Here is an 18,730-nt window from a genome sequence, read left to right as displayed (position 1 = left end):
CATCACCTGATTCAAGGTATTTGCCGAAAACGGCAAACTGCGTTTATCGATGACTCTGTGGCGGTCGGCAGTTCGTCGTAAAGGGTGATCGCGCCGTAGCCGGAATAATATGGAAGAACAATGGTGAGATTTCCCAATCAACGTCTGGCGCAACTGTTTGATGCGCTGCAAACCGAAACGCTGCCTCAGGATGAACTGGCAAAACGCCTGTCGGTGTCGACGCGGACGGTCCGTGCGGATATCACTGCGCTTAATGAAATCATCGCGGACTATGGCGCGACCTTCGTACACAACCGTGGCAGCGGGTATCAGCTGCGCGTTGATGATCAGAGCCTGTTCTCGTCGTTACAGCAGTCGACACAACGTAAACCGAATCCGACGCCGCGTACGGCCGCAGAGCGGGTGAAGACGCTGCTGATCCGCTTTTTGACCTCAGCTTTTTCATTAAAGCTGGAAGATCTGGCTGATGAATGGTTTGTCAGCCGGGGAACCCTGCAAAATGATATGGCTGAGGTAAGGGAGCATCTGGCCCGCTATCATCTGAATATTGAAACCAAGCCGCGCTACGGCATGAAGCTGTTTGGTGCGGAGCTGGCAATCCGCGCCTGCCTGACCGACTTGTTGTTCCAGCTCGATGCCGAAGAACAGGCCAATCCGCTGCTGAAGGCGGAAAGCCTGGAGTCGGAAGCGCTGGTGCCGCTGACGCGCTTTATGCATCAGCTTCTGACGCAGTCTTCTATTCAACTGACCGACGAAGGTGAACAATATCTGATTCTCTATTGCGCGGTGGCCATTAAACGCATTGCCGGCGGTTATCCGCTGACTGATTTTGATGCTGAAGACGGTGACCCGGCGGTCAAAAACGTTTCTGTGCGGCTGGCTGCGGAGCTGAAAAGTCTGGTGGGCAAGGAAATTCCGGCCTCTGAAGAAGCTTATCTGCGGGTGAATATCGCCGCGCGTCGCGTGCAGCAAATCCTGCCAACGGACATTAATGCTGACGATGACGAATCGCTGGTCGATTACATCCTGTCGTATATCAATTCGCACTATAGCTATGATTTACAAGGTGATAAACAGCTGCGCGCTGATCTGCTGACGCATATCAAAACCATGATTACGCGGGTGAAATACCAGATTAATATCCCCAACCCGCTGCTGAAAAACATCAAACAGCATTATCCGATGGCCTATGACGTTACGCTGGCGGCGGTCTCAAGTTGGGGGAAATACACGCCGTATACGTTGAGTGAAAACGAGATTGGGTTTCTTGTGCTGCATATCGGCGTCGGGCTGGAGCGGCATTACAACATCGGTTATCAGCGACATCCGCAGGTGATGCTGGTATGCGACACCGGCAATTCGACCATCCGTATGATTCAGGCACAGATTAGCCGCAAATATCCGCAGCTGGTGATGAAACAGGTTGTGACGTTGCGTGATTACGAACAACTGGAACACATCGACGAAGATTTCATCATCTCCAACGCCCGCATCAGCGAGAAGAATAAACCGGTGGTGGTGCTGTCGCCATTCCCAACCGAATACCAGATGGAGCAGCTTGGCAAGCTGGTACTGGTGGATCGCACCCGGCCTTATATGCTGGAAAAATTCTTCGACGAAAAACACTTCATGATCATCGATGAACCGATGACGCAGGCGGAGTTATTCCGCCATGTGTGCTCTCAGCTGGAAGCCGAAGGCTATGTCGATCAGGCGTTTTATCCGTCGGTGGTTGAGCGCGAGGAAATTGTCTCGACCATGCTGGGCGAAGGGATTGCGCTGCCGCACTCGCTGGGGCTCCTGGCGAAGAAAACCGTGGTGATAACGTTGCTCTCTCCGCAGGGCATTGCGTGGGGAGAAGGGGAGACCGCACACGTGATTTTCCTGCTGGCAATCAGCAAGGCAGATTATGAAGAGGCGATGGCGATTTACGATTTGTTCGTGACGTTTGTGCGGGAACGCTCAATGAGCCGTTTGCTGAGCAGCGAAAACTTTGAGAGTTTCAAGGCCATTGCAATCGACTGTTTAAGCCGCATTTAATACGGCTCAAAGAGTGCGTTAATTATCAGTCTTCATCAAAACCTGAATTAATCAGATTTACCACTGCCGTCAATGCCTGTTCTTCATCGGGGCCGGTGGCTTCGATTTCGATTTTCTGACCTTTCGGGGAATCGAGCATCAGCAGCGCGATGACACTGCTGGCTTCTGCTTCAATGCCCGTGTCGTTGCGCAGCATCACTTCTGATTCAAAGCTCTGCACCAGTTCAAACAACTTCATTGCCGGGCGGGCATGCATACCCAACCGGTTTTTGATTTCTACCGTTTGTTTCACCGTCATGATTTGCGTTTTTCCAGCGTGCGATGGCGGGATTGCACATTTTTCCCGCGGGAACGGAAATAGTCGGCCAGTTGCTCTGCGATATAGACCGAACGGTGTTTACCGCCGGTACAGCCAATGGCGACGGTCAGATAGCTGCGGTTGTTCGTTTCCAGCATCGGCAGCCATTGTTCGAGGTAGCTGCGGGTCTGGTAAATAAAGTTGTGCACTTCAGTATGACGGTCAAGGAACGCCGCGACCGGCTTATCAAGGCCTGTCATCGGACGCAGTTTCGGATCCCAGTGCGGGTTTGGCAGAAAACGCACATCGAAAACGTAATCCGCATCAATCGGAATGCCGTGTTTGAAACCGAAGGATTCGAACACCATCGTCAGTTCGCGCTCGCGTTTACCCAGCAGACGGGTACGCAGCATTTCTGCCAGTTCATGCACGGACATTTCGGAGGTGTCGATGATCAAATCCGCAGACGAACGCAGTGGTTCGAGCAGATCGGCTTCTTCATCAATGGCACTTTCGAGGGACAGATTTTTGCTGGAAAGCGGGTGCAGACGACGGGTGTCGCTGTAGCGGCGGATCAGAGTATTGCGGTCGGCATCAAGGAATAACAGCTGCGGTGAGAAGCTCTCCGGCAGTTGTGACATCGCATACTCATAAACTTCCGGTGTTTCCGGCATGTTACGGACGTCAATGCTGACGGCCGCTGATGTATTACGTTCAACAAGGGTCTGGGCAAGCTGCGGCAATAACACCACCGGCAGGTTATCCACGCAGTAAAAACCCATGTCTTCTAGTGCCCGTAGGGCAACCGACTTCCCGGAACCGGAACGGCCGCTGACAATCATCAGCACCATGGTGTCACTCCCCTGGCATTCAGTGTGCAGAATTCATTTTCCCGGCACTGTACCGGGAATCAGCAATTTATTCGTTTTCAGTCATTATCTGGAACAGTTCTTCGTCACTTTGCGCGCCACGCAGACGGCGACACACTGTTTTATCAGCTAATTTCTTAGCGACTAAAGATAATGTATGTAAATGGGTTTTACATTGATCTGCCGGTACCAGCAAGGCAAAAAGCAAATCTACCGGCTGATTATCGATGGCGTCAAAAGCAATCGGTTGTTCAAGCTGAATGAATACGCCGACGGCACGTAAAGTGTCTTCTTCCAGCTTACCGTGCGGGATGGCGATCCCGGCACCGATCCCGGTGCTCCCCATACGTTCACGGGTCAAAATGGCGTCAAAAATCACCTGCGGCGACAAATTTAATTGTTTGGCGGCCAACTCACTGATGATTTCCAGTGCGCGTTTTTTGCTGGCGCAATGAACGCCGCTTTTGGTGCATTCGGCATTAAGCACCGACGTTAATTGCATTGCAGTATCGTTAATCATGTCATCTTTCACTTTTGCGCTGTTTCACCCTTAAAGCTATATCGGCTCGTTTCCCGAAGGTCACAAGCCGATGCCCGAAGGTTTGTAGCACAGGGTTGGCTACATGAATGTCAGTGCTGTTTCAGTTTGTCTTTATGTTTATTCAACTGTCGGGCCAGTTTATCAACCAGTCCGTCAATCGCTGCGTACATATCCTGATGTTCCGAGGTGGCATGTAATTCGCCTCCGTTCACATGCAAAGTGGCTTCCGCTACTTTCTGCACCTTTTCCACGCTCAACACCACATACACCTGATTAATCCTGTCGAAATACTGCTCAAGCTTAGCCAGCTTCGACGTGATGAACTCTCTCAGGGGATCCGTGATCTCAATGTGATGTCCGGTAATGTTGAGCTGCATAATGTCTTCCTTCTCTGTTGAGGTCAAACTAACTGTTTACGTTGGTTTGAGGGCGGGATGGACAAAGACTCTCGGTATTTGGCGACAGTCCGACGCGCAACCATAATTCCCTGATCGGAAAGCAGGGTCGCTAACTTACTGTCACTGAGCGGTTTTACAGGATTCTCCGCTGCGATTAATTTCTTCACCAGCGCCCGGATCGCGGTTGACGATGCCTCGCCACCGCTGTCTGTACTGACATGGCTGGAGAAGAAATACTTCAGTTCGAAAATGCCACGCGGGCTGTGCAGGAACTTTTGCGTCGTCACACGTGAAATCGTCGATTCGTGCATTTCCACGGCACTGGCAATATCTGCCAGCACCATAGGTTTCATAAATTCTTCACCCAGTTCAAAGAACGCCTGCTGCTGCTCAACGATGCAGCGCGTCACTTTCAACAGCGTGTCGTTACGGCTTTCCAGGCTTTTGATTAACCACTTGGCTTCCTGCAGATTGCTGCGGATAAATTGCCCGTCGCTGTCGCTGCGTGCGGAATTCCCCATCGCGGCGTACTGCTGGTTAATCTTCAGACGCGGAATGCTGTCGGAATTGAGTTCTACCGCCCAGACACCTGACACTTTACGCACCAGCACATCCGGGATCACGTATTCGGATTCGCCGGTGTTGATAGACTGGCCCGGACGCGGATCAAGAGACTGGATCAGGAGCATCGCTCCTTTTAGTGTATCTTCTTTTAACCGGGTTGATCGCATAAGTGCGCGGAAATCATGGTTCGCCAGCAAATCGAGATGTTCGCTGATGATAAGACGGGCTTCAGTGATGAAAGGCGTGTCAGTCGCATATTGAGAAAGCTGGATCAGCAGGCAGTCGCGCAGGTCCCGGGCGGCGACACCCACCGGATCAAAACGCTGAACGCGCTTAAGTACGGCTTCGACTTCGTCCATGGTGACATTTTCATCACCGACGCTTTCGAGAATGTCGTCAAGGGAGACGGTCAGGTAACCGGTGTCATCCACTGCATCGACGATTGACGTGGCAATCGCGGCATCGGTATCAGAGAACGGTGTCAGCTCGACCTGCCACATCAGGTAATCCTGAAGTGTCTGCGTGGTTTCGCCCTGGTAAATCGGTAGCTCATCGTCGCTGTAATCATTGCCGGTGCCTGATGGCGTGCCTGCGGTGTAAATCTCATCCCAGGTGGCGTCCAGCGGCAACTCTTCCGGCATGTCTTTCTGCTCGAGTGCCTCGCGGGTGTCTAACCCTTCGCTGTCGGTGGTTTCTACCGAGTCGATTTCTTCATGAAGGTCGGTTTGTTCCAACAGAGGGTTGCTCTCCAGCGCGAGTTGGATCTCCTGCTGGAGCTCAAGCGTGGATAGTTGCAACAAGCGGATGGCCTGTTGTAACTGAGGAGTCATTGCCAGTTGTTGGCTGAGTCTGAGTTGCAAACCTTGCTTCATATCTTGGCTTAATTCCGTTGATGAGTGAAAACGGCAACACTTCTGTCAGAGACGGCCCGTTTCAGTGTAGGTTGAAACAGGCACGGTTCCGGCGGCACAGATCACAGACGGAATTCTTCACCAAGATAAACACGTTTAACTTGTTCATCAGCAAGAATGTCGGCTGGCGTGCCGTGGGCGATCAATTTCCCCTGACTGACGATATACGCGCGTTCACAAACGTCGAGTGTTTCGCGAACGTTATGGTCAGTGATCAGTACGCCGAGGCCGCTGTCACGTAAATGCTCAATGATTTTTTTGATGTCGATAACGGAAATCGGGTCAACCCCGGCGAACGGTTCATCCAGCAGGATGAATTTAGGGTTCGCTGCCAGTGCACGGGCAATTTCAACACGACGACGTTCACCACCAGACAGTGACTGACCGAGGTTATCGCGCAAATGAGAAATATGGAACTCTTCCATTAATTCATTAGCGCGGTCATTACGCTGTTCTTTGGTCAGATCGTCACGGATCTGCAGCACCGCCATCAGGTTATCAAATACGCTCAGACGACGGAAAATGGAGGCTTCCTGCGGAAGATAGCCAATACCGCGACGGGCGCGGGTATGCAGCGGCAGCAGGCTGATGTCTTCATCATCAACGATAATGCGGCCCGCATCGCGCTGGACGATGCCCACGACCATGTAAAAGGTGGTGGTTTTACCCGCACCGTTTGGCCCTAATAACCCGACGATTTCACCCGAGTTGACCATCAGACTGACATCTTCAACGACCTTACGGCCTTTGTATGCCTTTGCCAGATTCTCTGCGATTAATTTAGCCATAAAATATCAGTTACTCTTTTTGGTCGGCTGGCCGCCCGCTGCAGGCGTTTTTTGTTGCAGCTGCGAAGGTACCAGAACGGTCGTCACACGGTTACCTTTATCACTAAAGGCTTCCATTTGCTGTTTCTGTACCAGATAGGTAATACGGTCGCCTTTCACATTGCTGTCCAGTTGCTCAAGGTAAGCGTTGCCGGTCAGCGTGACGAGGTCATTTTCCACTTCATAGCGGACTTTCTGGGCATGGCCTTTAATCGGCTTACCGTTATCCTGCATCTGGTAGAACGTCACCGGGTTGCCGTAACCTTCTACCACTTCTTTACCGGAAACCCCCTGCGGGCGGATGACGACCACTTTGTCGGCTTTAACCTGGATCGTACCCTGATTGACGACCACATTGCCGGTAAAGGTCGCGGTATTGGTATTGACGTCGAGCGCCTGGTTTGCTGAATCAATGGTGATCGGTTTCGTTGTATCGTCTTTTAAGGCAAATGCCGGAACGCTGACGGCTAACAATGAGCTGACGATCAGGAGATCACGGATTTTATTTTTTGCTTTGAATTTCATAAGAGGTCGTTACCTTTTCGATCAGCTCTGCTGTTTTGTCACGCAGATTACCACGCATTTTCATGCCGTTAGATGTAAAACCTGTACCATACAACGTCACTTCATCGTCTGAGGCAACGTCCTGTGTCGTCAGGTTAACCCGTGCATTGTCCGTTTTGATTCTTTGCAGCTGTGATGTCTCAGGTGTCAGGCTGTCTGCCTGCACATGCCCATAAAGATAGAGCATTTTATCCTGAGTCAGTTTCGCTTTATCAGAACGCAATACCCAGGTGGCTACTTTGTTCTTGTCATACATGGTCGCGACCGGATTGGTAAACCATGACACCTGATCAGCGGTGTAATATTTTACCTGGTCTGAAACCAGTTTATACGTCAGGCTGCCCATCGGGTCATACACCATCGTAACGGTGTGGGACGTCTGGTATGTCGGATCCTGATCATTGACCGCTTGCGGAACATCATCGCTGTTGTCAGATAATGACCAGCCAATCAGCACCAGAACGATGGCAGTCAGCGCCAGAATAATCCAAAGTTTTGCTTTACTCATATCGACAGCCCTTTGGCGTCCTCCAGCTTACCCTGCGCCAGCAGAATCAAATCACACAGTTCGCGTACTGCACCACGTCCACCCGCGATACGGGTAACATAATGCGCTTTCGGTAACAGAACAGGATGTGCATCCTGAACCGCGACAGAGAGACCCACTTCGGCCATCACCGGCCAGTCAATCAGGTCATCACCAATGTACGCCACTTCTTCGGCCCGCAGAGACAGTGTATCTAACAGTTCGCGGAAGGCCAAAAGCTTATCAGATTGCCCCTGATACAAGTGGCGTATGCCCAGAGTTTTAGCGCGATCTTCCAGTAATTTCGCATTGCGGCCTGTAATAATCGCGACTTCGATATCGGATGTCAGCAGGCAGCGGATACCGTAACCGTCGCGAACGTTGAAACTTTTCAGCTCTTCTCCCTGATTTCCCATATAGATCAGGCCATCAGACATAACGCCATCGACATCGCAAATCAGCAGGCGGATTGCTTTTGCCCGTTCAAGCACTTGCGCACTGACCGGACCGTAGCAGGTTTCCACCAGGGCTGTGCTATTACTCATTCAGGGAATTCCTCAATTAAACTACGCCAGCGCGCAGCATATCGTGCATATGTAACACACCCAGCAACTGGTCACCATCAGCAACCATCACGCAAGTGATGTGTTTGTCCTGCATTAAATTCAGCGCATCAACCGCCAGCAGTGAAGGACGCACGCGGATACCGCCTGTCGTCATCACATCCGCAATCGATGCCGTATTGATGTTGACGCCCATATCAAAGATGCGTCGTAAATCCCCATCGGTAAAGATCCCTTCGATTTTCATCAAATCGTTGCAGATAACCGTCATGCCCAGATTTTTTCGGGTGATTTCCAGCAACGCATCCCGCAACGAAGCTTCACGGCTGACGTGCGGAATTTCATCCCCGGTGTGCATGATATCGCTGACGCGCAGTAACAGCTTGCGACCCAGTGCTCCGCCAGGATGTGACAGGGCGAAATCTTCCGGTGTGAAGCCGCGTGCTTCAAGCAGTGCGACGGCCAGTGCATCGCCCATCACCAGCACTGCCGTGGTGCTGCTGGTCGGTGCCAGACCCAGCGGGCAGGCTTCTTTGGGCACTTTTACACAAAGGTGAACATCTGCCGCTTTCCCCATCGTGCTTTCGGGGTTAGACGTCATGCAGATAAGCGTAATGCTCAGGCGTTTGAGTACCGGTATCAGCCCCAGAATTTCATGGGCTTCGCCGGAGTTGGAAATCAGAATGACGACATCCTGCTTCGATACCATGCCCAGATCACCGTGGCTGGCTTCGCCGGGATGCACAAAGAATGCCGGTGTGCCCGTACTGGCAAAGGTGGCGGCCATCTTACGGCCGATATGACCAGATTTGCCCATGCCCATGACGACGACTTTGCCATTGCAGGCGAAGATTTTTTCGCAGGCTCGGGTAAAATCACCGTTAATGTATTGATCTAACTGCTCAAGTCCTTCACGTTCTGTTTTCAGCACATCATGTCCGACGGCCTGAAAATCAAAACCGGGGGCGAAGGTATCGTTAGCCATAGTGGGTTCCTGACAGAGTTCAGAAGGCAATGCTGTCCGGTAATAGAAACAGCACGGCCATATAAGCGATAAATCCACACAGCAGTAATGCACCGGCTAAATGTCCGATACGGTGTTTACGCATCAGGCATAGTCCGGAAAGCACCACGCTGACCGCCAGCATGACCCAATAATCGCGATGAAACGCGTCTGGGTTGAACGAACCTGGTGCTACCAGCGCGGGTAATCCCAGCACCAGGCAGGTATTAAAAATGTTTGCGCCGATAATATTACCCAGCGCGATGTCATCTTCGCCTTTGATAGCACCGGCGATAAAGGTCGCCAGTTCTGGCAGACTGGTACCGATAGCAATCACCGTCAGGCCAATCACCAGTTCGCTGACACCCAGATAACGCGCGATGACAGTGCTGTTATCAACGATCATGCCCGACGCCAGCGGCATGATGATAAAGCCCAGTGCCAGCCACAAAAATGCGACCGTATTGCTACTGTCTTGCGGAAGTTCGGACATTTGCTCGTAGGTCAGCGTATCCAGCCCCTCTTTTTCGGCGGCGCGGGCGATTTTTATCATCAGCATCATGAACACGCCTGCGCTGGCCAGTAGCAAAACACCATCAAACCGGCTGAGTTCGCCGTCGCTTAACAGAAAACCACACAGCGCGGTGACCAGTAACAATAATGGGAGCTCGCGGCGTAATATATCAGAACGAACGGAAAGTGGATGAATCAGGGCGGCACCGCCCAAAATCAGAAGAATATTAATGATATTCGAACCAATTGCGTTTCCGACGGCCAAATCCATCTGATCGTTGATGGCGGCGGTGGTGGAAACCACCAGTTCAGGAAGGGATATTCCGACGCCGACGACAGTCATACCAATCACCAGCGGGGAGATGCCCATCGAGCGTGCCAGCACTGCGGCTCCGTACACCAGACGATCAGCGGCGTAAACTAACAGTAACAAGCCGACAATCATCAGTACGATAGCGAGAAGCATGAAACATCCTTTATTGGGTATAATGCGAGGTTCGTTGCCCTGGCGGGCAGGCGATTCCTTCGTCAACATGAGCTAAGGCGACACTTTGTCTGAAAATGATGCCTGCGGGTTCCTGTATGTTAGACGATGAAGGCTTTTATTTTAAAATGGTAATTCGTTGATTTTGACCGTCTGAGGCAGAAAAGTAAATCGATGGCAACTTTGGTAACGAAACCGGGGTAAGTTTTTGTAAAAATACCAAAGTTATACGATACCTTGTGCGTGTCAGACGTATTCTTAGCGAAAGCATTCCGAAGGGAAAAACTGAATGAGTCAAAGCGAATCGAATCTGGTTGAGATCAAAGGCATGAGTTTTGTGCGCGGCGATCGTCCCATTTTCGAAGAGATAAATATGACCGTGCCGCGTGGCAAAGTCACTGCAATCATGGGGCCTTCGGGGATCGGTAAAACCACCTTGCTGCGTCTGATTGGCGGACAACTTGCGCCCGACAGCGGCGAAATCTGGTTCGACGGCGATAACATTCCGACGTTGTCCCGTCGCAAATTGTACGAATCGCGCAAGAAAATGAGTATGTTGTTTCAGTCCGGTGCATTGTTTACTGACCTGACTGTGTTCGAAAATGTGGCGTTCCCGCTGCGTGAACACAGCAAATTACCGGAAGAATTACTGCGCAGTACGGTGACCATGAAACTGGAAGCAGTCGGGTTACGCGGTGCCGGTGACCTGATGCCTGCTGAATTGTCTGGCGGTATGGCAAGACGTGTCGCACTGGCTCGTGCGATTGCCCTCGACCCTGAACTGATCATGTTCGATGAGCCTTTTGTGGGACAGGATCCGATCACCATGGGCGTCCTGGTTAAACTCATTGATGAACTGAACCATGCGCTGGGTGTGACGTGCATCGTGGTTTCTCATGACGTTCCTGAAGTGCTAAGTATTGCTGATTACGCTTATATTGTGGCCGCGCAGCATGTGATTGCCGAAGGCACACCTGAGGAGCTGCAAAATAATCCTGATCCGCGTGTTCGTCAGTTCCTTGACGGTATTGCCGATGGACCGGTGCCTTTCCGTTTCCCTGCCGGTGATTACAAAACCGAGCTGCTCGGATGATGGAGTTCCCTATTCATGTTAATTAAGGCGTTAGCCTCAGTCGGGCGCCGCGGGATAAACACCTGTGCGTCTTTTGGCCGCGCCGGTCTGATGCTCTTTCGGGCATTGGTCGGTAAGCCGCAATTTGCCAAGCAATGGCCGCTGTTGATCAAGCAGCTTTACAGCGTTGGTGTACTTTCCCTGCTGATTATCCTCGTTTCCGGCTTGTTTATCGGCATGGTGCTTGGTTTGCAGGGATATCTGATTTTAACCACCTACAGCGCTGAGGCCAGCCTCGGTATGATGGTGGCGCTCTCTTTACTGCGCGAACTTGGACCGGTGGTGACTGCTCTGCTGTTCGCCGGCCGAGCGGGTTCCGCGCTGACCGCCGAACTGGGGTTGATGAAAGCCACCGAGCAAATTTCCAGCCTGGAGATGATGGCTATCGATCCGCTGCGCCGCGTTGTTGCACCGCGTTTCTGGGCCGGTCTGATTTCCATGCCTTTGTTGACGGCGATTTTCGTTGCCGTGGGGGTTTGGGGAGGTTCGCTGGTGGGTGTGGACTGGAAAGGCATCGACAGCGGTTTCTTCTGGTCAGCGATGCAAACCGCGGTAGACTGGCGGACTGATTTACTTAACTGCCTGATTAAAAGCCTTGTTTTCGCTATCACTGTGACCTGGATTGCGTTGTTCAATGGCTATGATGCGATACCGACGTCCGAAGGGATTAGCCGGGCAACGACACGTACTGTGGTGCATTCGTCACTGGCGGTGCTGGGATTGGATTTTGTGCTGACAGCACTGATGTTTGGAAATTAAACCATGCAAACGAAAAAGAGTGAAATCTGGGTAGGCGCGTTTTTAATCATCGCATTGATTGCGGTGATCTTCCTGTGTCTTAAAGTGGCCGACATCCGTTCCATCGGCTCCGACCCGACTTACCGTATTTCTGCGGACTTCGACAATATAGGCGGCCTGAAAAGCGGTTCGCCGGTCAAAGTCGGTGGCGTGGTTATCGGCCGCGTCAGCAGCATAACGCTTGATAAAAACTATTCCCCACGTGTCGAAATGGATATCGACCAGAAATACAACCAGATCCCGAGCACCAGTACGCTGGCGATCCGCACGTCTGGTTTGCTGGGCGAACAATTCCTAGCGTTGAATATTGGTTTTGAAGACCCTGAAATGGGAACGACTATCCTTAAAAACGGCGGCGTTATTCAGGACACTAAATCAGCGATGGTTCTCGAAGACCTGATTGGCCAGTTCCTTTATAAGAGTGGCGACGGCAAGGCTGACCCTGACGCAACGGCGGCTCCTGCTGCGCCTGAAGGGAATGCTGCACCTGCACCTGACGCTAATACGGCGCCACAGCCGGCTGCCCATTAAGAATTTGCCATTACGGATTCTCCATAAAAGAGGAAATAAGTATGTTTAAACGTTTAGTGATCGCTGCACTGTTGGTGGTTATGGCTCCGCTGGCGAATGCTGCTGTGGACAAGACCAATCCTTACAGCGTGATGAATGAAGCAGCGAACAAAACCTTCACCCGCCTCAAAACCGAACAGCCGAAAATCAAGCAGGATCCTAACTATCTGCGCCAGATCGTTCGTGAAGAATTGCTGCCGTATGTGCAAGTCAAATACGCCGGCGCGCTGGTATTAGGCCGCTATTATCAACAGGCGACACCTGCACAGCGCGAGGCTTATTTCGCGGCGTTCTCTGAATACCTGCAACAGGCTTACGGTCAGGCGCTGGCGATGTACAACGGCCAGAGCTACACGGTGCAACCAGAGCAGTCCTACGCGGATAAAGATATCATTGCTATCCGTGTCACCATTACCGATCCGAATGGTCGTCCTCCGGTTCGTCTGGATTTCCAGTGGCGTAAAAACAGCCGCACAGGCGAATGGCAGGCATATGACATGATCGCCGAAGGCGTCAGCATGATTTCGACCAAACAGAACGAGTGGGCAGATATCTTGCGCCAGAAAGGTATCGAGGGTCTGACAGCGCGTCTGAAACAAGCCGCTGCTCAGCCGATCACGCTGGATAAACAACAATGAGTGAAGCCCTGCGCTGGGAATCGCAGCCGCCGCGACTGATGTTGCACGGTGAGTTAGATCGCGAAACGCTGGTGGCATTCTGGGATATGCGCAGAAAGCTGATGTCCGGCGTGACCTGTCTGGATGTTTCCGGGCTGGAGCGTGTGGATTCTTCCGGTTTGGCTTTCCTGGTGCATTTACGCGAGGAAGCCCGTCAGCAGGGGATTACGCTGACGATTGCGGGTATCACTGACAGGCTGAGAACACTGATTACCTTGTATAACCTTCAGGATATTATTCCGTCGGACACTACGGGCTGCTCTGTTGAATAAATATATGAGCAGTTCCCGTGAGTTAGGCTGCGGGATGTGAATAGTTGACTGAATGTCCGTAAAGCCCCTGTGCGAAACTCTTCGTCAGGGGCTTTTTCGTGGTTTAAGAATTGCGCCGATCCCTATAAGATATCGGGCTGTTATGATTCTTCAGAAGAATAGATCCCTATGGAAACGAGTGAAATTAAAGACGTGTTGATGAACGCATTGGCACTGGACGAAGCCCACATTACTGGCGATGGCAGTCATTTTCAGGCCATTGTCGTTGGTGCGATGTTTGATGGCATGAGCCGCGTGAAAAAACAGCAGACCGTTTACGCACCGCTGATGGAATACATCGCCGACAATCGAATTCACGCACTGTCTATTAAGGCTTATACCCCTGAAGAATGGGCGCGTGACCGTAAACTGAGCGGTTTATAAGACTGCCGGAGTTCCGGCAGCTTCCTCGTATTTGACCTGTCGTTTTAATGAATAGAGAGCAGTCATAATGGATAAATTTCGTGTACAGGGTGGGACTCGCCTGAGCGGTGAAGTCACTATCTCTGGTGCAAAAAATGCAGCACTTCCTATTTTGTTTGCCGCACTGCTTGCTGAAGAACCTGTTGAACTCCAGAACGTTCCTCATCTGAAAGATATCGATACCACCATCAAACTGCTGAGCCAGCTGGGCACCAAAATAGAACGCAACGGTTCTGTTTTCGTTGACGCCAGTGAGGTGAATGAGTTTTGTGCGCCGTATGACCTGGTGAAAACCATGCGCGCTTCTATCTGGGCTCTTGGCCCGCTGGTGGCGCGTTTTGGTCGCGGTGAAGTCTCCCTGCCGGGCGGCTGTGCTATCGGCGCACGTCCTGTTGACCTGCATATTACCGGTCTGGAACAGCTGGGCGCGACCATTGTGCTGGAAGAAGGTTATGTGAAAGCCTCTGTCGATGGCCGCCTGAAAGGTGCGCACATCGTGATGGATAAAGTCAGCGTGGGAGCGACCGTTACCATCATGAGCGCAGCGACATTGGCTGAAGGCACCACCATTATTGAAAACGCCGCGCGTGAGCCGGAAATCGTCGATACCGCGAATTTCCTGAATACGCTGGGTGCGAAAATTACCGGTGCGGGTACTGATAAAATCACCATCGAAGGCGTTGCACGTCTGGGTGGCGGTGTTTACCGTGTGGTCCCCGATCGTATCGAAACCGGCACCTTCCTGGTGGCGGCCGCGATTTCCGGTGGCAAGATTACCTGTCGCGAAGCCCGTCCTGATACGCTGGATGCTGTACTGGCAAAACTGCGTGAAGCCGGTGCCGATATCGAAGTGGGCGAAGACTGGATCAGTCTCGACATGCATGGCAAACGGGCTAAAGCCGTCACCTTCCGCACCGCACCGCATCCGGGCTTCCCGACTGACATGCAGGCGCAGTTCAGCTTGCTGAATCTGGTGGCAGAGGGTACCGGTGTGATCACCGAAACCATCTTCGAAAACCGTTTCATGCACATTCCTGAACTGATCCGTATGGGCGCACATGCTGAAATCGAAGGCAGCACCCTGATTTGTCATGGCGTTGAAAAACTGTCTGGCGCTCAGGTGATGGCGACCGATTTACGTGCTTCTGCAAGTCTGGTTCTGGCGGGTTGTATTGCCGAGGGGGTGACCGTGGTTGACCGTATTTATCACATCGATCGTGGCTATGAGCGTATCGAAGATAAATTGCGTCAGCTGGGTGCGAAAATTGAGCGCTTCAACGGCGAATGATTCGTAGCTCTTGATGCAATAAAAAAGCCGGAAGGGGAAACCTTTCCGGCTTTTTCGTTGCTGTCTTCAGCGATCGTCAGTGATCAGGATATTCCTGCACGGTCACGTGCAAGGTCAGCTTCTGACCGTCACGCATAATCTCCACCGGTATGACCGTACCCGGACGAACCTCTGCGACCTGATCCATTGTCTCGATAGCGGAAACAGCCGGTTTGTTGTTGACGTTAACGATCACGTCTCTGACCTGCATGCCTGCATTAGCCGCCGGGCCATTGGGTGTGACTTCGTTCACCACAATCCCCTGAATATGATCCAGTCCGCTATTCGGCCCGTGCAGAGGGGAAACCTCGCGCCCGCTGATTCCGATATACCCGCGAATAACCCGGCCATCGCGAATCAGCTTGCCCATGACTTTTGTCGCCAGTGCGGTCGGGATGGCAAAGCCGATACCTTCCGGTGTGGCGCCGTCATTACTTTGGTCAAAGGACAGTGTATTAATCCCCATCAGCTCACCCAGCGAATTCACCAGTGCACCGCCGGAGTTACCCTGGTTAATCGATGCATCGGTTTGCAGAAAGTTCTGGCGGCCTGACGGGCTGAGGCCAATACGACCAGTGGCGCTGATAATACCCTGCGTGACTGTCTGACCGAGGTTATACGGGTTACCAATTGCCATCACGACATCACCGACATGCGGGGCGCGATGTGGATTAATCGGGATCACCGGCAGATTTCCGGCGTTGATTTTCAGCACGGCCAGGTCAGTCAGGCTGTCAGAGCCGACCAGCAAGGCTTCAAATACGCGGCCATCCTGCAATGCGACGATGATCTGATCGGCATTATTGATCACGTGCTTGTTGGTGAGGATATAACCATTGTCGTTCATGATCACACCGGAACCCAGTGTGCGGATGGCCAGTTCGTTCTGTGAACTGTTACCCATGTTGCGGTTATAAACGTTCACCACTGCCGGAGCAGCGTGGCGGACGCCTGAGTTATAGCTGACCGGTTCTTCGCTGTTTTGGGTGAAGTTTCGGTCAAACAGCGGTTCTGTGATGTTTTTACGCAACATAGGTACCGCCGCCAGCAAAATGCCAGCAACAATCAGGCCGATAACAGCGGATCTCAATAGCTTAACAAACATGGGTATATGGGATGCGAGATAAAAAGTGAGGGAAGAATAGCATGAGTTAATCGGACGCAGCAGCACCTGCGTCCGATTTTCAACGCTTTACGGCATGAATAAGTAGATATTTTGCCCTTTACGCAAGATGCTCAACGCGATCAGGTCAGGTTTGCTTTCCAGTATTTTGCGGAAAGCGGCCAGATTTTCGAGCGGTTCGCGGTTTACACCGATAATCACATCGTCTTTTTCCAGACCGATTTGGTCAGCGGGCGTCCCTTTTTTCACGTCATCGACATGCACGCCTTTGGCGTTTTTATCTGCCGGATCGCTGAGCGTCACACCCTGCAAGGCAGGATTGAGTTTCTCAATGCTGACTTCCACGGCCGGGCTTTTATCCAGCGTGACATTCACAGTCATCGGTTTACCATCGCGCAGCAAACCAATCTGCATGGTGACGCCCGGACCTGCGGTACCGACTTTTGCACGTAATTCTGCAAAGCTGCTGAGCTTTTTGCCCTGAAGTGTGACCAGCACGTCACCGGATTTGATACCTGCTTTGGCGGCGGCGGAATCCGGTAACACTTCATTGACGAACGCACCACGCTGGCTGTCGAGCTTAAATGCCTGCGCCAGTTCCGGCGTCATTTCACTGCCGCGGATCCCCAGCAGGCCGCGTTTCACTTCACCGAACTCAATCAACTGATGGCTGAGATTCTTCGCCATGTTCGCCGGGATAGCAAAACCGATACCGACACTGCCACCCTGAGAGGAAATGATGGCGGTGTTAATACCAATCAGTTCACCTTTCAGATCGAGCAATGCGCCCCCGGAGTTACCGCGGTTAATCGACGCATCGGTCTGAATAAAGTTTTCCAGCCCCTCGAGATTCAGGCCGCTGCGACCAAGCGCAGAAACAATGCCGGATGTCACCGTCTGGCCAAGTCCAAACGGATTGCCAACGGCGACGGCAAAATCACCGACACGCAGGTTGTCGGAATCCGCCATCGTAATTTGTGTCAGATTTTTAGCATCAATCAGCTGGATCACCGCAATATCGGACTGATCGTCTTTGCCGATGAGCCTGGCTTTATATTCACGGCCATCGTTGAGCTGAACGTTGATTTTATCCGCATTATTCACCACGTGGTTGTTGGTGAGCACATAGCCTTTGGCGGCATCAATAATAACGCCTGAACCCAACCCTTCAAAAGGCTGTGGCCCCTGATTGGGTTCCGGGTCCTGCTGACCGAAGAAGAATTTGTATTCCGGTGGGACATCCGCACTGGGTGGCTGGGTACCTGAAACCTGAACGCCCACGACTGCGGGCAATACTTTTTCCAGCATAGGTGCCAGACTTGGCAAAGGTTGTCCCTGAACTTCCGTAGGTAAAGCGGCATTCGCCATAGGCGCAGAAGCGAAAGTTAATCCAAGGCTAACAGCTAACACACTGAGCAAAAATGACTTTTTCTTCATCACGATAACTCTCTCGCTTTCTGTAATGGACGTCAGTTATGGACAATAGAACAGTGATTCACAGCACGGGAAGGGTCTGGAGAACGGCACATGCACGGGACATATGCCGTAAATACGCCTGAATAACGATTGTTATGCAGGTCAGGAGCGTCTGTTATTTACGAACCGGACGCTCACCACGCAGCAGACCGGATGCGCCATCAGAATAATCGCGTGGCATTTGCACCGGTACCTGATCGTTATCGGCCTCGGAGCCGGTCAGGCGGTAGTTGAACGGATTATCTTGCTCGGGCATATCGGGCAGCAAATTGTTGGAGCTTTTAGCCATGTGCTGATACAGCTGACGGTAATCAGTCGCCATGTTATCCAGCAACTCTGCGCTGCGGGCAAAATGGCCCACCAGTTCCTGACGGTATTCGTCGAGTTCGGCTTTGCTTTTCTCCAGTTCGTTTTTCATGACTTGTTGATCACGTAATTTACGATTACCAAAGCGCATCGCTACCGCACCAATCGCGATACCGACCACTAATCCAATGAGTGCATACTCCCAGGTCATAATGACTCCTATTTTGACTTCGTTGTCCCGCAGGGCTTTTTCACGTAACTTTTATGGCTTAACTTTTTTACACAATGGTTTTAACGTAATTGTTACACGCATTTGTCATGCAATAGCTCCACTATAACCGTTAACCTTGCCAGAGTGGAATCCTGCGGGGAAAATCACTGCTATCTGTTGGTTTTTTCATACACAGACAGCCGGGAAAAGCGGCGAACCCACGGCAAAAAAGCGGCTAAACGACGTGAAAAACATAAAAATTTTTTCTCAGGGAC

At 51.8% G+C, this 18,730-nt stretch carries 22 protein-coding genes; 8 read left to right on the top strand and 14 right to left on the bottom strand.

Annotated features, from left to right (window positions below; genetic code table 11):
• The first annotated feature begins 120 nt into the window (after positions 1 to 120).
• Positions 121 to 2,040, top strand: a complete 1,920-nt coding sequence (locus AACU55_RS23820; RefSeq protein WP_167686150.1) for a BglG family transcription antiterminator — start codon at positions 121 to 123, stop codon at positions 2,038 to 2,040.
• Between the two features lie 25 nt (positions 2,041 to 2,065).
• On the opposite strand, the gene npr is transcribed toward AACU55_RS23820, so the two are convergent.
• The 11 genes from npr to AACU55_RS23765 all read right to left on the bottom strand — a co-directional run bounded on the left by npr (position 2,066) and on the right by AACU55_RS23765 (position 10,083).
• On the bottom strand, positions 2,066 to 2,338 hold the full coding sequence (gene npr, locus AACU55_RS23815; protein ID WP_013577262.1) for a PTS phosphocarrier protein NPr: 273 nt from the start codon (positions 2,336 to 2,338) through the stop codon (positions 2,066 to 2,068).
• Positions 2,335 to 3,189, bottom strand: a complete 855-nt coding sequence (gene rapZ, locus AACU55_RS23810) for an RNase adapter RapZ (RefSeq protein ID WP_013577261.1) — start codon at positions 3,187 to 3,189, stop codon at positions 2,335 to 2,337. Before rapZ ends, npr begins: the two co-directional genes overlap by 4 nt.
• Positions 3,190 to 3,256: 67 nt before the next feature.
• Positions 3,257 to 3,739: a PTS IIA-like nitrogen regulatory protein PtsN gene (ptsN, locus tag AACU55_RS23805; RefSeq protein ID WP_173362074.1), complete on the bottom strand. Its 483-nt coding sequence runs from the start codon at positions 3,737 to 3,739 to the stop codon at positions 3,257 to 3,259.
• A 98-nt stretch (positions 3,740 to 3,837) separates the two neighbouring features.
• Positions 3,838 to 4,125, bottom strand: a complete 288-nt coding sequence (gene hpf / locus AACU55_RS23800) for a ribosome hibernation promoting factor (RefSeq protein WP_013577259.1) — start codon at positions 4,123 to 4,125, stop codon at positions 3,838 to 3,840.
• Between the two features lie 23 nt (positions 4,126 to 4,148).
• The gene (gene rpoN, locus AACU55_RS23795; protein WP_013577258.1) at positions 4,149 to 5,582 is read right to left on the bottom strand and encodes an RNA polymerase factor sigma-54; all 1,434 of its coding nucleotides are present in this window, start codon (positions 5,580 to 5,582) and stop codon (positions 4,149 to 4,151) included.
• A 101-nt stretch (positions 5,583 to 5,683) separates the two neighbouring features.
• On the bottom strand, positions 5,684 to 6,409 hold the full coding sequence (lptB, locus tag AACU55_RS23790; RefSeq protein WP_013577257.1) for an LPS export ABC transporter ATP-binding protein: 726 nt from the start codon (positions 6,407 to 6,409) through the stop codon (positions 5,684 to 5,686).
• Positions 6,410 to 6,415: 6 nt separating this feature from the next.
• Complete coding sequence (gene lptA, locus AACU55_RS23785) at positions 6,416 to 6,973, bottom strand: lipopolysaccharide ABC transporter substrate-binding protein LptA (RefSeq protein ID WP_013577256.1); 558 nt, start codon at positions 6,971 to 6,973, stop codon at positions 6,416 to 6,418.
• Positions 6,951 to 7,520, bottom strand: a complete 570-nt coding sequence (gene lptC / locus AACU55_RS23780; RefSeq protein WP_013577255.1) for an LPS export ABC transporter periplasmic protein LptC — start codon at positions 7,518 to 7,520, stop codon at positions 6,951 to 6,953. Before lptC ends, lptA begins: the two co-directional genes overlap by 23 nt.
• Complete coding sequence (kdsC, locus tag AACU55_RS23775) at positions 7,517 to 8,083, bottom strand: 3-deoxy-manno-octulosonate-8-phosphatase KdsC (RefSeq protein WP_134706248.1); 567 nt, start codon at positions 8,081 to 8,083, stop codon at positions 7,517 to 7,519. The genes lptC and kdsC overlap by 4 nt, the downstream gene beginning before the upstream one ends.
• 16 nt (positions 8,084 to 8,099) lie before the next feature.
• On the bottom strand, positions 8,100 to 9,086 hold the full coding sequence (gene kdsD / locus AACU55_RS23770) for an arabinose-5-phosphate isomerase KdsD (RefSeq protein WP_037035037.1): 987 nt from the start codon (positions 9,084 to 9,086) through the stop codon (positions 8,100 to 8,102).
• Between the two features lie 19 nt (positions 9,087 to 9,105).
• Entirely contained in the window at positions 9,106 to 10,083 is a 978-nt protein-coding gene (locus AACU55_RS23765; RefSeq protein WP_013577252.1) for a calcium/sodium antiporter, read from the bottom strand.
• A gap of 307 nt (positions 10,084 to 10,390) precedes the next feature.
• Between AACU55_RS23765 and mlaF the strand changes: the two genes are divergently transcribed.
• From mlaF to murA, 7 genes are all read left to right on the top strand, one after another.
• Positions 10,391 to 11,194 carry a phospholipid ABC transporter ATP-binding protein MlaF gene (mlaF, locus tag AACU55_RS23760; protein WP_013577251.1) on the top strand — a complete coding sequence of 268 codons (804 nt, stop codon included), beginning with the start codon at positions 10,391 to 10,393 and terminating at the stop codon, positions 11,192 to 11,194.
• A gap of 15 nt (positions 11,195 to 11,209) precedes the next feature.
• Positions 11,210 to 11,992, top strand: a complete 783-nt coding sequence (gene mlaE, locus AACU55_RS23755; protein WP_013577250.1) for a lipid asymmetry maintenance ABC transporter permease subunit MlaE — start codon at positions 11,210 to 11,212, stop codon at positions 11,990 to 11,992.
• Positions 11,993 to 11,995: 3 nt separating this feature from the next.
• Positions 11,996 to 12,562 (top strand): outer membrane lipid asymmetry maintenance protein MlaD, encoded by a 567-nt coding sequence (gene mlaD, locus AACU55_RS23750; protein WP_013577249.1) that lies wholly within the window; start codon positions 11,996 to 11,998, stop codon positions 12,560 to 12,562.
• Positions 12,563 to 12,603: 41 nt separating this feature from the next.
• Positions 12,604 to 13,239, top strand: coding sequence for a phospholipid-binding protein MlaC (gene mlaC / locus AACU55_RS23745; RefSeq protein WP_037035038.1), 636 nt, complete (start codon positions 12,604 to 12,606; stop codon positions 13,237 to 13,239).
• A complete protein-coding gene (gene mlaB / locus AACU55_RS23740) occupies positions 13,236 to 13,550 on the top strand; it encodes a lipid asymmetry maintenance protein MlaB (RefSeq protein WP_013577247.1) in 315 nt (104 codons plus the stop codon). The genes mlaC and mlaB overlap by 4 nt, the downstream gene beginning before the upstream one ends.
• 168 nt (positions 13,551 to 13,718) lie before the next feature.
• Positions 13,719 to 13,973, top strand: a complete 255-nt coding sequence (gene ibaG / locus AACU55_RS23735; RefSeq protein ID WP_013577246.1) for a BolA family iron metabolism protein IbaG — start codon at positions 13,719 to 13,721, stop codon at positions 13,971 to 13,973.
• Positions 13,974 to 14,040: 67 nt separating this feature from the next.
• Positions 14,041 to 15,300: a UDP-N-acetylglucosamine 1-carboxyvinyltransferase gene (murA, locus tag AACU55_RS23730; protein ID WP_037035039.1), complete on the top strand. Its 1,260-nt coding sequence runs from the start codon at positions 14,041 to 14,043 to the stop codon at positions 15,298 to 15,300.
• Positions 15,301 to 15,376: 76 nt separating this feature from the next.
• Here murA and degS read toward each other — a convergent pair whose 3' ends face one another.
• The 3 genes from degS to zapG form a co-directional block, all read right to left on the bottom strand.
• Positions 15,377 to 16,444, bottom strand: a complete 1,068-nt coding sequence (gene degS, locus AACU55_RS23725) for an outer membrane-stress sensor serine endopeptidase DegS (RefSeq protein WP_134706247.1) — start codon at positions 16,442 to 16,444, stop codon at positions 15,377 to 15,379.
• Positions 16,445 to 16,531: 87 nt separating this feature from the next.
• Positions 16,532 to 17,899 (bottom strand): serine endoprotease DegQ, encoded by a 1,368-nt coding sequence (degQ, locus tag AACU55_RS23720; RefSeq protein ID WP_134706312.1) that lies wholly within the window; start codon positions 17,897 to 17,899, stop codon positions 16,532 to 16,534.
• Between the two features lie 154 nt (positions 17,900 to 18,053).
• Positions 18,054 to 18,455, bottom strand: coding sequence for a Z-ring associated protein ZapG (zapG, locus tag AACU55_RS23715; RefSeq protein WP_013577242.1), 402 nt, complete (start codon positions 18,453 to 18,455; stop codon positions 18,054 to 18,056).
• Positions 18,456 to 18,730: the final 275 nt, after the last annotated feature.

Origin of the sequence: Rahnella sp. CJA17(1/100), assembly GCF_963881615.1 — a bacterium.
Lineage (GTDB): Bacteria > Pseudomonadota > Gammaproteobacteria > Enterobacterales > Enterobacteriaceae > Rahnella > Rahnella aceris.
The sequence above is the reverse complement of the archived record's forward strand: the minus strand, read 5'-3'. Positions and strand labels throughout refer to the sequence as shown.